This window comes from Methylobacterium aerolatum (assembly GCF_022179085.1).
Lineage (GTDB): Bacteria > Pseudomonadota > Alphaproteobacteria > Rhizobiales > Beijerinckiaceae > Methylobacterium > Methylobacterium aerolatum.
Map to the genome: position 1 here is coordinate 13,618 of NZ_BPQE01000013.1, position 14,812 is coordinate 28,429.

A 14,812-nucleotide genomic window follows, 5' to 3' on the forward strand; every position below is an offset into this window, starting at 1 on the left:
CGGGTCCAGTCACGCTTGGCAGCTATCTTGAGCCGCGATGGCCGGCACGAAACCGGGAAGAAATGGAATGTCCGAAGAATTCGAGGCCACGTCTCCGTCGCTGCACCTCATCGTCGCCGATCTCGTGGCAGCCTACGTGTCGAACAACCGCGTGCCCTCCAACGAGCTGCCCGCCCTGATCGCCTGCGTGCGCGACGCCCTGGTCAAGCTGAGCGCGCCCGTCGCCGAGGCCGAGCGCGAGACCGTGGCGAAGCCGACGGCGGCGCAGATCCGCAAGTCGGTCCAGCACGGCGGGATCGTCAGCTTCCTCGACGGACGGAGCTACAAGACGCTCAAGCGCCACCTCGCGACCTACGGGCTGACCCCGGACACCTACCGCGAGCGGTTCGGACTGCGGGACGACTATCCGATGGTCGCGCCCGCCTACAGCGAGCGGCGCTCGCAACTCGCCAAGGATTTGGGCCTCGGCATCCGGGGCGGTCCCGCGGCGCCGAAGGCGGCGCAGCCCGCGAGCCTGCGGAAGCGCAGCCAGGCGGCCTGAATCCTTCCGCCGAACGGGCTAAGGAATAGCGCCGGTCCGACTTGGTCGGCTCCGCCCTAAGGGCAGTTCCGATCGGATTCGGATCGCCGCTCTCCCGTCATGGCTTCGCTCGCAATGACGACGGAGCGGAGGCGGCCCGGAGATCCCGGACAAGGTCCTATCCCTGCAGGCTTTCCACGAAGTCGTCGGGGATTTCGCCCCACGAGCCGAGGACGGTGACGCCCTCCAACTCGCCGGTCTCGTCATCAGCAACGACCTTCAGGGCGGCGGCGCCCGGCATCCGCTTGGCCAGATTCTCGGCCTTCTTGATAGCGCCGCTCTCCGTCGAGGCCGACTCCTGTCGCCCCGGCCGGAGCCGTTTGCGGTGAAGTTCGAAGGGCTGCACCACGTAGCTCGTTCTCATCGCCATGGCGGGACTCCTTCGACGCCCCGCGCGGCGGCACCCGTCCAAACTCCCGTAAGAAGGGGGCGACGCCTTGCGGACCCCCGCCCTATAGGGCCGCGACGCCCGCCGCGCCATCGGCCGGGCGCATGAAGGCGCATCGCCCGCGAGGGACCGATGGCTGGGCCGCTACAGGCTGCCGGGCCCCCGCGCCGCGCCCGCCAGGGTGAACAGGTCCACCGACAGCTTGGCGCCGATCACAAAGGCATCGGGGATGTTCTTGCGGTAATAGGGAAACCGTGTCTGGTCCGGATTGACGATATACTGCAGGTTTGGCGTCAGTCGGATGGCCGGCGTCACCTGAATACCGTAGTTCAACTCCATCATCACCTGCTGCTTCGGAATGCTACGAAACAATCCAAGGGTGTTCTGTGCCAGAGCGATGTTCGAGAGGGCCAGCGGGCTGAAGGCCTGCGTGTTGACGACGAAGCCCACCGTGTCGAAGGGCCGCCCGGCGAAGGTGCCGGTTTGTACGGCGCCGAGTTCAAGGAAATAATCCTCGACGAGGCGGCCCGAGGTGCCCGCCATCGCCACGCCGAAGATCGTCAGGCCCTGGATCCCGGTGGGATCGGGGCGCCAGACCATCTGATCGAAGCGCGCGAAGACGCCGGAACGGCCGAACCGGGTCTGAGCCGGCAGTCCGGTGAGCACCGAGGGGCGGCCGGTGACGTCGCGCACCGGGTCGGCGTAGTCGGAGGCGTCGTACCAGCCGCCGATGCCGTAATTGCGGGGCAGCGCGTCGTTGGCGAAGGTCGTGGTGTAGCCGAGCTCGAAGGGCATGATCGCCCCGGTCGCGCCCCGGAGGGAGAAGTCGAGCCCGTTGTCGCCGGGCTGCTGGTGGCGCGGGTTCACCTCGTAGGCACCCGCATGGAAGAACACCTTGTCGGTGAGCCACGCCTTGGCATGCGCCCCCCAGCTCGAGACCGGCCAGAACGTGAAGTTCGAGGTCTTGAACACGAATGTCGGGTTGCCGCAGGCTGAATTCGACTGGAAATTGCAGTACAGCGGCGAGTTCAGGAAGCTGATGTTGGCGACGAGCCGCCCGATCTCGACATCCAGGCGATTGTCGAACAGCTTCTGCTGGTACGACAGCAGCGTCAGCCGCGTGGTCTGACCGCCGCCGAAGATTTCCTGCACGCTGGTGTTGTTGCCGATGAGGTCGTTCGACAGGCTGCGCCCGTGGCGGTTCGTGACCGCGATGTGGAACGAGCCTCCGTCGATGCCCGCCAGCCGCTGCAGGTCGCCGTCGATGCCGAAGAAGAGTTGCCCCGCATAGGCCGAGCCCTGGCGGATGCCGCCGATGGGGTTCCCCGCCGCCTGCCCCGTGTAGTTCAGGAGGAAGCTCAAGCCGTTGCCGAGGTCGAGGGTACCCGGCGGCAGGGTCGGCGGCGTGGCGGTCTGGCCCAGCGTGTCGGCCGCGCCGGCGGCGCTCTCGGCCCCGCTGATTCCCTGACCGTCGGTCCTCGGTGGGGGCGGAGAGCGGCGGGCGAGGCGCTGCCGCAGGACCGGCGCGACGGCGGTGGCGGGCAGGCCGATCCCGATCCCGGTGCCGGCGGCGGCCGGCGTTTCCTGGGCGAAGGCCTGTGGGCCGGCGGCGAGGCCGAGGCCGAGCAGGGCGAGGCGTGTCAGCAATGTGGTCATGATGAAAGTCCCCCCTGTCGTCTTGCTCGTTGCGCGGATGCTCCTCGGAGCCTGGCCGGAAGTCCCGTTTTCCGATCCCTCCTCCTCATCCTGAGGTGCGGCGGAGCCGCCTCGAAGGAGGGTCCGGGGAGCACCGCGCTGTCTGGAGGGCTCCTCCGAGGCCTCCGCTGCGCTCCGGCGCCTCAGGATGAGGACAGCGATAGAAGAACGGCCGAATGTCCGGCCATGCTCTCAGGCCGCGCGCCTCTTCAGGAATCCGGCCACCAGCGCCGTGACCGCCGTCCCCGCCACGAGCGCGAGGACCGCACCCAGCGGGTTGCCGACGGCATTCGGGATCGGCAGGACGAACAGGCCGCCATGGGGCACCTTGAGGGTCACGCCGAGCGTCAGCGCGAGGGCGCCCGCCGTCGCCGACCCCGCCACGAGGGCGGGGATGATCCGCAGGGGGTCCGCCGCCGCGAAGGGGATCGCGCCCTCGGTGATGAAGGCCGCGCCCAGCACCGCCGCCGCACCGCCCGCCTCCCGCTCGGGGGCCGAGAACTTCGCGGGGAACAGGCGGGTCGCCAGGGCGAGGCCGAGCGGCGGGGTCATGCCGCCGAGCATCACGGCCGCCATCGGGGCGTCGACGCCCGAGGAGAGCAGGGCCGCCGCCGAGGCGTAGGCCGCCTTGTTGATCGGCCCGCCCATGTCGATGGCCATCATGCCGCCGAGGACGAGGCCGAGCACCAGGGCGCTCGCCCCCTGCATCCCCTTCAGCCAGCCGGTGAGGGCGGCGAGCACGGCGGCGACGGGCACGCCGACCACGTAGATCATCAGGAGACCGGTGATCGTGGTGGCGAGCAGCGGCAGGATGAGGACGGGCTTTAACCCTTCGAGGTTGCGGTGCAGGCGGATGTGACGGTTCAGGAACGAGGCGGTGTAGCCGGCGATGAAACCCGCCGCGATTCCGCCGAGGAACCCCGCCTGCAGGTTGGCCGCCAGCATCCCGCCGACCATGCCGGGGGCGATGCCCGGCCGGTCCGCGATGGAATAGGCGATGTAGCCGGCGAGCGCCGGGACGATGAGCGCGAAGGCCCCCTTGGCGCCGATCTGCCCGAGGGCATAGCCGAGGGTTCCCTCGTGGCCCGGCGCCATGGCGTCGATGCCACCGACGGCGAAGGCCAGCGCGATGAGCAGCCCGCCCGCCACCACGAAGGGCAGCATGAACGACACGCCGGTCATCAGGTGCTTGTAGGCGCCGGCCTTGCGCTCGGCTGCCTCCGGCCGGGCGGCGCCCTCGGACGCGGCACCCGCATCGGCCGCCTGCACCGTCGCCTCGGCGAGGGCCGTGGCGATCAGGCCCCTGCCGTCGCGGATCGCGGCCTTGGTGGTGGTGGCATAGACCCGCTTGCCGCCGAATCGCACGCGGTCCACGCCGGTATCGGCGGCGATGAGCACGATGTCGGCGCTCGCGATCTCGGCCGCGGTGAGGGTGTCGCGGGCGCCCACCGACCCTTGGGTCTCGACGCGGATCGCGTGGCCCAGCGCCTCGGCCGCCGCCTGGAGCCCCTCGGCGGCCATGAAGGTGTGGGCGATGCCCGTGGGACAGGAGGTGATCGCCACGATCCGGCGCGTGCCCGAGGCGGCCTGGGCCGTGACGTCCGGCGCAGGGGCCGTGTGGGACAGGGCGCGGTCGAGCACCGCGTTGGCATCGGCCAGCACCTCGTCGATGGCCGCCCGCGCCTTGGCGAGCGCGCCGAAGCGTCCCTCGCCCAGATCGCCGGAGCCGACGAGCAGCACCGCGCCCGCATCGCGCACCGCCTCGTCGGGCAGGGGGTTCGAGCCCGCCGGGCCGCGCAGCTCCAGGGCGATGGGCTGGTTGCGCCGCCCGGCCGCCTTGCGCAGCGCCTCCAGCGCCAGCACGGCCTGGGTCGAGAATTCACCGCCGCCGACCACGGCCAGTAATTGCGTCATCGTCCCCTCCCCTCCTCATTCGTTGGTCGGCTCGTCTTTGCGAGCGCGGCGAAGCCATCCAGGGTTAGCGGGCCCTCGCCGAATGGAGCGCGCTCCTGGATGGCTTCGCTCCGCTCGCAATGACGGCAGGTTCGTTCAGGCCGGCACGACCCGCACCGTCCCGGCGATCCGCTCCACCTCCGGCCGGGGGGGCAGGTTCGCGCCCTCCCGCGTGAGCTTGGCGGCGGCGAAGGCCAGCGCGAGGCGGGCCGTCGACGGCAGGTCGAGCCGGGCCGCGAGGGCCGCGACGAGACCCGCCACGAGGGCGTCGCCCGCGCCGACCGTGCTCGCGACCTCGATCGGCGGCGGGGAGGCGTGGACGGCACCCGCCTCGGTGAGGAACAGCGCGCCCTCGGCCCCGAGGGACACCACCACGACCGGGATCCCCCGGCCGCGCAATTCCTCCGCCGCCGCGCGCACGGCCTGGAGTGTCGGCAAGCGGTGCCCGGCCCATTCCTCCAGCTCGTGCCGGTTCGGCTTGACGGCGTGGGGCAGCCCCTCGGAACCCGCCGCGAGGGCGGCCTTCAGCGCCGGACCGGAGGCGTCGAGCACCACCCGCGCGCCCGCCGCGTTCAAGCTGGCCGTCAGGTCGGCGTAGGCGTCCGCGGCGATCCCCTCGGGCAGGCTCCCGGCGAGGACCGCGAGGTCGCCCCGCCCCGCCCTGGCGAGAAGCTCCGTCCTTACCGCCGCAAAGGCATCGCCCGCGGGCAGCCCCGGCAGGTTGATGTCGGTCGTGTCGCCCGAACCGGTATCGAGGAGCTTGAGGTTGGTCCGGGTCTCGCCCGGCACCCGGATGAACCGGTCCTCGATGCCCTTCGCCGCGAACACCTGGCGGAAGGCCGCGTCGTTGTCGGCGCCCAGCAGGCCGGTGACGGCGGCGGCCAAGCCCCAGTCGGCGAGGCAGCAGGCGACGTTGACGCCCTTGCCGCCCGCATGGCGCGCCACGGCCCGCGCCCGGTGGACTTCGCCCGGCGCCAGCGCGCCGAGGACGACCGTCTGGTCGATGGCCGGGTTGAGGGTGAGGGTGACGATCCGGCTCATGCGGCGGCTCCCTCGGCGTCCAGGACGCGGACGCCGGCCGCGTCTTCCTGCTCGCAGGCCCGCAGGGCGAGGGCCTTGAGGGCGGCGATCTCGGCGCCGCGCAGACGCGCCTTCACGCCGGGCAGGTCGCGGGGCGTCATCGAGAGCTCGTGGACGCCGAGCCCCGCCAGCAGGCAGGCGCCGAAGGGATCGCCCGCGATGCCGCCGCAGACGCCGACGAAGCGCCCGTGCCGGGCGGCGCCCTCGCAGGTCATGTGGATCAGCCGCAGCACGGCCGGATGCAGGGAATCCGCCTCGGGGGCGAGTTCCGTGTTCTGCCGGTCGATGGCCAGCGCGTACTGGGTGAGGTCGTTGGTGCCGATGGAGAAGAAGTCGCAGTGCCGGGCCAGTACGTCAGCCTGGATCGCGGCGGCCGGGACCTCGATCATGATGCCGAGCGGCACGTAAGGCGCGCCGATCTCGGCCCGGATACCCTCCGCGATGGCGCGCAGGCGCAGCACCTCGGGCACCGAGGTGATCATCGGCATCATGATGGAGAGCGGCGCGTGCGCCCCCGTCGGCGCGTCGGCGGCGACGTGGTCCTTGGCCGCCCGGTAGAGGGCGCGCAGTTGCGGCTCCAGCAGGTCGGGCCGCCGCAGGAGCAGGCGGGCGCCGCGCACGCCGAGGAAGGGGTTCTCCTCCCGGGGCAAGTTGAGGTGGGCGACCTGCTTGTCGCCGCCGATATCGAGGGTCCGCACGATCAGCGGACGGCCGCCGAGCGCCTTCAGCATCCCCGAATAGGTGGCGTACTGGTCATCCTCGGAGGGCGTGTCGCCCCGTTCCAGGAACAGGAACTCCGTGCGCATCAGGCCGACGCCCTCGGCGCCCTGATCGAGGGCGAAGGGGACCTGCTCGGGATTGTTGACGTTCGCCCCCACGGCGACCGCATGTCCGTCACGGGTGCGGGCGGGGAGTGCGCGTTCCCGCGCCTCGGCCTCGGCCTGCGCCCGCTGCTTCCGGCGCCAGTCTTCCGCGGAGGCGACATCGTCCGGGCTCGGGTCGAGGTAGAGGCGTCCCGTGCCGCCGTCGAGGATGGCGGTGGCCTGGTTGGCCAGGGCGAGGAGGCCGGGGCCGCCCGCCACGATGGCCGGGATCCCCAGCGTCCGAGCGAGGATGGCGGTGTGGGAACTCGGGCCGCCCTGGGCGGTGGCGAGCCCGATCACCCGCGCGGGATCGAGCCCGGCCGTGTCCGAGGGCGCGAGGTCCGGTGCGATCAGGATGCAGGGGCTGTCCGGCAGGTCGTGGCCGCTCTTCAGGGCGGGATCGATCTGCGCCAGCACCCGGCGGCCGACATCGCGCAGGTCGGCCGCGCGCCCGGCGAGGACGGGATTGCCCAGCGCCGCGAGCTGCCCGGCGAGCCGCGAGACGGCCTCGTTCCAGGCGAAGGCGACGCCGTGGCCCTCCACCATCAGCTGGCAGGCGAGGGTGATGAGGTCCGTGTCCTGGATGAGCTCGGCTTGCGCCTGGAAGATCGCCGCGTCCGCCTTGCCGAGGCGCCGCTCGGTATCGTCGGCCAGCGCCTTGAGCTGGTCGGCCGTGGCGCCGAGCGCCCGGTGCAGGCGGTCGCCGCCGGTGGTCAGGGGCTCCGGCTCGTCCGGCACCGCGACCTCGGCGCTCGCCAGCACATGGACCGGCCCGATGGCGATGCCGGGGCTCGCCCCGATGCCGGCCATGATCGTCGGCCCACCGGCCGGGTTCCAGCCGGCCACGGGGCCCGCCGCCTTCGCCGCCGCCTCGGCCGCCCGCTGCGCCGCCGCCTTCTCCCCGGCGCTCAGGCCGGTGACCGCCGCGCAGATCCTGGCGAGCGCCCCGGCCTCGTCGTCGCCCTCGGCGGAGATCGTCACGGCGTCGCCGCAGCGCAGCCCGAGTTGGAGCAGGCCGATCAGGCTCTTGGCGTCGGCGACCTGCGCACCGGAGCGGACCTGGATCCGCGCCCGGCAGCTCTTGGCCACCTCCACCCAGTGGGCCGCCGGGCGGGCGTGCAAGCCGGTGGGATAATCCACCGTCCAGTCGAAGCGCTGGCGCAGGTCCGTCGCGGGACCGGAGACGCCGGTGGCGGAGTCGGCGCTCAGGGCCTCGACGATGTCGGCGTCGCGCTCCGTCGTGCGCAGGTGGGCGAGGCGCGCCTCGTCCTGGATGAGCCGGGTCAGGCGGCGCAGGATCGTGATGTGCGTGTCCGACTGCGCGGCGATGGCGACCACGAGGTGGGCCGACTGCCCGTCGTGCCAGAGCACGCCGTCCGGCACCTGCAGCACGGCGATGCCGCTCGCTCGGACGAGGTGGCGGTCGTCGACCATCCCGTGGGGGATCACGACGCCGTGCCCGAGGAAGGTGTTCGCCACCGTTTCCCGGCGGAGCATGCCGTCGCCGTAGGCCGCGTCGATGCAGCCCGCCGCCGTGAGCAACTGGGCGGCCTCGCGAATCGCATCCTCCTTCGAGGCGGGCCGCGCGGCCCGTCGCACGAGGATCTGCGGTGCGAACGAGGGTGTCGGTGCGAGCATGGCGTGCTCTCCTCCCGTCAGACTGACGGTCGTTTCACCGTCTTACTGTGGATTGCACTGAAAACGTTTTCACATCGATTGTCAATCGTCCCCCGGCGCAGAGGAGTCGGTCGCCCCTTGTGCAGGGGGACGAACGGTGGCAATCACGCTGGGGAGACTGAAAACGTTTCCCAGCAGAGGCGGGCGCAGGGACATGAAGGTGGGCATCCGCGAGGTGGCGCGGGCGGCGGGCGTCTCGACGGCGACGGTCTCCCGCGCCCTCGGACGTGGACCGGTGAGCGACGCCCTGCGGGAGCAGGTCGCGGAGGCGGTGCGGGCCACCGGTTACCGGCCAAACCTGTCGGCCCGGCGCCTGCGCTCCCAGGCGGCGCAGACCATCGGCCTGATCGTGGCCGACATCCGCAACCCGTTCTTCACGGCGGTGAGCCGCGCGGTGGAGGATGCCGCCTTCGCCTCGGGGATGCGGGTGATCCTCTGCAACACCGACGAGGATCCCGCGCGCGAGGCCATGTATCTCCGGCTCATGGAGGAGGAGCGCGTCACCGGCGTGATCTTCGCGCCGACCGTCGCCACCACCGCGACGCTGGGGGACGAGCCGCTGGACTATCCCGTGGTGCTGATCGATCGGGCCGGACCGCCCGGCGCCCATGACAGCGTGATCCTCGACAACCCGACCGCCGGCAGCGCCCTCGTCGATCACCTCGTCGCCGGGGGTTACCGGAGGATCGGCGGCCTGTTCGGCTCCACGAGCTCCACCGCCCGGGAGCGGCGGGCGGGTTACGAGGCGGCCATGGCGCGCCACGGCCTGACGCCGGCGGTCCGCGCGGTTCCGCCCAACGCCGCCGCCGCGGAGGCGGAGATCGCCCGCTGGTTCGCCGGGCCCGCGAGACCGGAGGCGCTGATCGCCTCGAACGGCCTGATCCTGATGGGAGCGGTGCGCGCCGCCCGCGCCCTCGGCCTTACGATACCCGGCGATCTCGCCCTGGCCGGCTTCGACAACGAGCCCTGGACCGACCTGGTCGAACCGGGGTTGACCGTGATCGAGCAGCCCGTGGCCGAGATCGGCACTCAGGCGATGCGCCTGTTGTTTGAGCGAATCGCCAACCCCGACCAGCCCATCCGCAAGGTGGTCCTCAGCGGGCGCATGGTGAGTCGCGGATCGACCCTGGCACGGTGACCGGGTGGCGGGATCGCCGCCTGTCCGACAGCCTGCCGGAGATGCCCTCGCCCTTTCCTGCGGGCACAGGGGGAAGATGACGGCGCGACCGTCGAGACGCCACCGTTCCCCTAATCCGGCCCCCGAGGCACGTCGCGCCATGGGCCGAAGGACGTCCCGCCGCCAGCCCGGATGGGCGACATCTCGTTCCCGGGATCGCGGCGGCGCTCCAGTGCGCTCGCTTGCGCCCCCGTTGTCGTGCGCGTCACGCACGGATCCGACGACGACCGTCGTAATATTTCATTTCTAGCCGAAAAGACCGGAAAAGACGCTGAATTAGACCACTCAGCTTGATATCGACTGCGAAGTTCTCAACGCCGTCGAGGAACGGCAAAACATACCATTCATCAATTTCCACTTGGTGGACAGCCGCGACGGCAAGCATCCATTCGCGGTTCATTCTCCTTGCGCCAGCGCGATATTCGCGTATTTTGATGACGTAATGACATTTATGAAGCCATTTTCATTCTTTCGAGAGAAAGATCGTGGCTTCTCCACCGCCGGGGCCGCAACGAACGGACAAGGGAGCAGGCGATGCCGACACGGTCATTGATGCGCAAGATGCCGGAAGGGGAGATCGTCATCTCCCAGCGGGCCGTCTCCTCGCGCCACTTCCTCAAGCTGATCGAGGATACCGGGAAGGTCGGATTCTGGTCGGCGGACCTCGAGAGCGAGATGATCGAGGCGTCGCCGGGGCTGTACCGCATCCTCGGCCTCGACCCGGACGAGGATATCTCGTTCAGCATCATCATGGACATGATCCATCCCGAGGATCGGGCGGCACACGGGGACCAGATCTCGGTCCTGCGGGCCGGGCAGTCGGTCTGTCGCGAGTTCCGCGTCATCCGGCCGGATCGCACGCAACGCTGGCTCTTGCACCAAGCGGACGCGATCATCGGGCCCACGGGCCGGGCGAGCCAGGGCATCGGCGTCATTTTCGACGTGACGGCGCAGCATGATGCCATCAATTCGCTCATGCAGCGGCACGATCGGCTGAATGCACTCATCACTGCCACCGCCTCGGTGTTCTGGATCAACAAGGCGAACGGCGAACCGAGCGAGATGCCCCAATGGATGGCGCTCACCGGGCAGAGCTACGGAGAAATGCAGGGGCTCGGCTGGCTCGATGCCGTCCACCCGGACGACCGCGCCCGGACCTTCGCCGCCTGGACGACGGCGGTGGAGCACACCGCCCCCTACAACACGGAATACCGCGTCCAGTGCGCGGACGGCATCTACCGCTGGTTCAACGCCCGGGGCGCCCCGGTGCTCAACAGGGACGGCTCGGTGCGGGAATGGGTCGGCGTCTGTCTCAACGTCCCGGGCCGCAACCGCTACGGCGCGCCGGTCCCGGAGACCGGCGGGTCGGGGACGGTCACGCCGGATCTGCCGGTCAGCGACGGCGTGTTGACGCCGGGACAGGTCCGCGCGGCCCGGGGACTGACCAACCTGTCGAAGGACGAGTTGGCCGCGCGGGCGAACGTCTCCGTCTCGACAATCAACCGGCTGGAGGATCCCGGCTCGTCGGTGCGACCCCGCGCGGACACGATTCTGGCGGTGCGCTGCGCCCTCGAGCGGGCCGGCGTCGAGTTCACCTTCGAACCCGGCCGCAAGCCCGGCATCCGCGAGGTCTGATCGCGGGCCACCCGCCCCGGCAGGCCCACCCCTCGCCCCTCGACGGAGGCGGCGGATGGGCCTTCTTCGTCCCGCATCCGGCGGGGCCGCAGTTCCATGCGGTCCCGGGCAACGCCCGTTGACGCGGACCTCGCCGTCCCGGCGAGAGCGGACAGACCATGAGAGAAGTCGCGCGCCCTGAGAGCCCGACCGGGCTGGTCCTGACGGCTTACGACCTCGCGTCGTCTTCGCAGGCGCACGCGAGGACGACGGGCGCGTGTGCATCCTCCCGCAGCGACTCTTGAGGGCTCCATAGTCCCGGATCGCTCCGCCGCCTCTCGGAAAGCCGGTTGAGCGGGTGCATGCCGGACACCGCGATCGAGTCCCCCGACCGGCGCGCTGCGGACCGGAGCGTCGCGACTGCCTCCCGCAACGGCGTCGGCGAGGCCCTCACGCCTCAATTGCCGATTACTCCCGCCTCTTCCTGCCAAACTTGCTTATTTTTCGTTCCTAATTGTCACATATAGTATTTCCTAAATACCCCACAACGGAGGACCGTTACTTTCCTGCAACCGATGAAAATTTTGTGAGATCTACCCGTCCAATAGTATGGAGCGAATACGACACGTATGTGTATCTGAGCTGACTTGAGGTCGGAGCCCTTCCATCGGCGGAGGAGATGCTTCGACGGATCGAGTCAGTATCGGGGGAACGTGCCGTGAATAAGCCTGGGCGCGCAGACACTCTGCGCCATTCGCTCCTCGTGAGTTTGCCGGTCTGGGCTGCGGCGATCTCCGGCGCCCACGCCGCCTGCGCCCCCGCCGCTCCCAACAGCGGCGATACGGTCACCTGCTCTGACACGACCACGACCGGCTTCGTCGCGCCCGCCGGCGTCACCGGCCTGACCGTCAACATCCTGCAGGGCGCGACGGTCACCGGCTCGAACCAGACCGGCGGCAACGGCGCGAACCTCGCCTATTCCACCGTGCGCGCGAACGACGACAGCACGATCAACAACGCGGGCACGATCGCGATCACCGCGCCGCGCACCCGCGACAACTTCGCGGTGAGCCTCTACGGCAGCGGCGTGACCCTCAACAACACCGGCACGATCTCGGCGGCGGCCACGACGATCGGCAACACGTTCCGCGTCTACGGCGTCTACACCGGCGCCGACGGGGTGCCGGCCGGCACGGAGTTCGACGACCTCAGAGTCGTGAACAGCGGCACCATCGCCGTCACCCAGGCGGGCAACGGCCGGGCCCTCGGCATCTATGCGGGCGAGGACATCGACGAGTTGGTCGTCGTCAACAGCGGCACCATTTCGGCGACCCGCGCCGCCACGGCCACCGCGACGAACCAAGCCGTCGCCGGCATCGATTCCGACGACGACGTCGAGTCCCTCACGGTCCGCAACACGGGTCGGATCACCGCCTCGGGGGTCAACACCCGCGCCATCAACGGGCGCGCCTCGTCCTATACGATCGTCAACAGCGGGACGATCGAGAACCTGGGCACCGACTCCGGCTCGGCCGCCATCGCGACCTATTCGGGCACCACCGTCCAGCCCTACAACACCTCCATCACCAACACGGCGACGGGCGTCATCAACGGCAACATCCGCATCACGGATGTCGACCAGCAGACCGCCGCGAGCAACGTGATCAACCGCCGGAACGGGCAGATCACCAACGACGGCACGATCAACGGCAGCCTGATCTTCGGCCAGGGCAATCAGACCATCGCCAACAACGGCACGATCAGCGGCAACATCTCTTTCCTCGACGTCGGGACGGCCGGCCAGGTTGCGGGCTCGGTGAACACCATCACCCTCGGAACGGCCTCGGTGATTGGCGGCGCCATCACCGCGCGGGGCCTCGGCACGAACAGCCTCGTCCTGACGGACGTGGCCGGGGGAGCCGGCAACGGCGGCGGCGCTCCTGACGACGACGATGACGACGACGGGCCCGCCCCGGCGGCTCCGACGACCGGCAGCGGACGCGGCACCCTCGCGAGCAACGTGAGCGGCTTCACGACCCTCACGGTGACGGCCGGCGACTGGACCCTCTCCGCGGGCACGACTCAGACCTTCTCGCAGGGCGCCGCCATCAACGGCGGCTCACTCACCGTCGATTCCACCCTCAACGCCGACACCACCGTGGGCCAGAGCGGCACCCTGGCCGGCAACGGCCAGATCAACGGCTTCGTCTCGAACTTCGGCGTGGTCATGCCGGGTTCGGCCGCGGTGCCCTACGGCACGCTCACGATCAACGGCGGATACCAGCAGGACGGCGGCGCGCAGCTCACCATCGCCGGACGGGCCGACGGCAGCAATTCCAAGCTCCTGGTCAACGGCGCGGCCACGCTGGGCGGCACCCTCCAGTTCGTGGCGGCGGCGGGCGCCTATGCGCCGGGCACGCGCTACACCGTGGTGACGGCCACGGGCGGCTTCGACAACACCCGGTTCGACCTCGTCACGAAGGTCGGGCTGCCGACGCTCCTCGCGCCGGTCGCCTCCTACGACGCCAACAACGTCTTCCTGACCCTGCAGCAGCAGAGCTTCGGCCTGGTGGCGCAGACGCCGAACCAGCGCGCCGTGGCGCGCGGCCTCGATGCCCTGCTCGCCAACAACGTGGGCGCCCTCACCTTCCTCGACAACCAGAGCGACCGGGCCCTCTCGGCCATCCTCGAACGGGTCGCGGGCCAGGGCTACGCCTCGATGGCGGACCCGCAGTTCCGGGTGGGCCGGGCCTTCACCAACGCCCTCATGGCGCGGGCCTATACCGGTGTGTTCGAATCCGGTGCGACCGGCTTCACCCTTCCCCCGGCCACCTACGCGGCGGACGTGCCGAACCGCGGCCCGGTGCCGGAGCCCCGCTTCGTCACGACCAATCGCGGCTACGGCGTGTGGGCCACGGGCTACGGCCAGACCGGCACCGTCACGGGCACGGCCGTCGCCTCGGCGCGCGACGAGACCATCGGCGGCGTCGCGGCCGGCATCGACATGCACCCGGGGACCGGCAGCTTCATCGGTCTCGCCGCCGGCTACGGTTCGGTGGACGTCACCCTGAAGCAAACGGGCGAGCGCGCCCACACCGACAACGCCCAGGTCGGACTCTACGGCGGCATCGCCAGCGGCCCGCTCTACGCCACGGCGGCGGTGGGCTACGCCCATGCCGACGGTCAGCTCAACCGCTCCCTGGCCGGCCTCCAGACCCTCCAGCCGGGCGGCGCCCGGGGCAAGCTGACCGGCGACCAGTTCCTCTCGGCCGGCGAGGCGGGCTACCGCTACATCTACGCCCGCGATGCGTCGCTGACGCCCTTCGTCGGGTTCCAGGTCTCGACCTTCAGCCAGGACCGGGTCACCGAGACAGGAGGCCTGTTCGCGCTCAACGTCGGGGCCAGGGACTTCCTCTCCGCGCGGTCCCAGATCGGCGCGCGGGTGGAGCATTTCGCGGATCTCAACGGCGTTCCGGTGACCTTCGCAATCAAGGGCGCCTACGTTCACGACTTCGCCGACGTGGCCCGCACCATCCAGTCGAGCTTCAGCTTGGCGCCGACGGTGCCGTTCCTCGTCCAGGGGCGGCGCCTCGACCGGGATCGCGCCCTGGTGGGAGCCGGCGTCTCCGCCGCCCTCGCCCAGGGCTGGATCGGCTTCCTCAGCTACGACGCGGAGATCGCCGCCACCGACACGATCCAGGCCGGACGAGCCGGAGCGCGCTACAGCTTCTGAGCCCGATCCTCCGGGGACGACCATGGCCGGGGCGGAGCTTTCCGCCCCGGCC

The 14,812-nt window shown here is 70.5% G+C and carries 10 protein-coding genes; 4 read left to right on the top strand and 6 right to left on the bottom strand.

Features of this window, described 5'->3' with window-relative positions; all coding sequences use genetic code 11:
- The first annotated feature begins 67 nt into the window (after positions 1-67).
- Positions 68-541: a Ros/MucR family transcriptional regulator gene (locus MFF06_RS09615; protein ID WP_238203240.1), complete on the top strand. Its 474-nt coding sequence runs from the start codon at positions 68-70 to the stop codon at positions 539-541.
- A 157-nt stretch (positions 542-698) separates the two neighbouring features.
- Here MFF06_RS09615 and MFF06_RS09620 read toward each other — a convergent pair whose 3' ends face one another.
- The 5 genes from MFF06_RS09620 to ptsP all read right to left on the bottom strand — a co-directional run bounded on the left by MFF06_RS09620 (position 699) and on the right by ptsP (position 8,197).
- Positions 699-950 carry a hypothetical protein gene (locus MFF06_RS09620; RefSeq protein ID WP_238203242.1) on the bottom strand — a complete coding sequence of 84 codons (252 nt, stop codon included), beginning with the start codon at positions 948-950 and terminating at the stop codon, positions 699-701.
- A 162-nt stretch (positions 951-1,112) separates the two neighbouring features.
- The gene (locus MFF06_RS09625; protein ID WP_238203244.1) at positions 1,113-2,624 is read right to left on the bottom strand and encodes a carbohydrate porin; all 1,512 of its coding nucleotides are present in this window, start codon (positions 2,622-2,624) and stop codon (positions 1,113-1,115) included.
- A 231-nt stretch (positions 2,625-2,855) separates the two neighbouring features.
- Positions 2,856-4,577 carry a fructose-specific PTS transporter subunit EIIC gene (locus MFF06_RS09630; RefSeq protein WP_238203246.1) on the bottom strand — a complete coding sequence of 574 codons (1,722 nt, stop codon included), beginning with the start codon at positions 4,575-4,577 and terminating at the stop codon, positions 2,856-2,858.
- A 135-nt stretch (positions 4,578-4,712) separates the two neighbouring features.
- Positions 4,713-5,657 carry a 1-phosphofructokinase gene (gene pfkB, locus MFF06_RS09635; RefSeq protein WP_238203247.1) on the bottom strand — a complete coding sequence of 315 codons (945 nt, stop codon included), beginning with the start codon at positions 5,655-5,657 and terminating at the stop codon, positions 4,713-4,715.
- Positions 5,654-8,197, bottom strand: a complete 2,544-nt coding sequence (gene ptsP / locus MFF06_RS09640; protein WP_238203249.1) for a phosphoenolpyruvate--protein phosphotransferase — start codon at positions 8,195-8,197, stop codon at positions 5,654-5,656. The genes pfkB and ptsP overlap by 4 nt, the downstream gene beginning before the upstream one ends.
- A gap of 193 nt (positions 8,198-8,390) precedes the next feature.
- Between ptsP and MFF06_RS09645 the strand changes: the two genes are divergently transcribed.
- Positions 8,391-9,374 carry a LacI family DNA-binding transcriptional regulator gene (locus MFF06_RS09645; protein ID WP_238203251.1) on the top strand — a complete coding sequence of 328 codons (984 nt, stop codon included), beginning with the start codon at positions 8,391-8,393 and terminating at the stop codon, positions 9,372-9,374.
- A 244-nt stretch (positions 9,375-9,618) separates the two neighbouring features.
- Here the strand turns inward: MFF06_RS09645 and MFF06_RS09650 are convergent, their stop codons facing one another.
- Positions 9,619-9,813 carry a hypothetical protein gene (locus tag MFF06_RS09650; protein WP_238203253.1) on the bottom strand — a complete coding sequence of 65 codons (195 nt, stop codon included), beginning with the start codon at positions 9,811-9,813 and terminating at the stop codon, positions 9,619-9,621.
- A gap of 134 nt (positions 9,814-9,947) precedes the next feature.
- On the opposite strand from MFF06_RS09650, the gene MFF06_RS09655 reads away from it, so the two are divergent.
- A complete protein-coding gene (locus MFF06_RS09655) occupies positions 9,948-11,048 on the top strand; it encodes a PAS domain-containing protein (protein ID WP_238203255.1) in 1,101 nt (366 codons plus the stop codon).
- Positions 11,049-11,745: 697 nt separating this feature from the next.
- Positions 11,746-14,760 carry an autotransporter outer membrane beta-barrel domain-containing protein gene (locus MFF06_RS09660; RefSeq protein WP_238203256.1) on the top strand — a complete coding sequence of 1,005 codons (3,015 nt, stop codon included), beginning with the start codon at positions 11,746-11,748 and terminating at the stop codon, positions 14,758-14,760.
- The last annotated feature ends 52 nt before the right edge of the window (positions 14,761-14,812 follow it).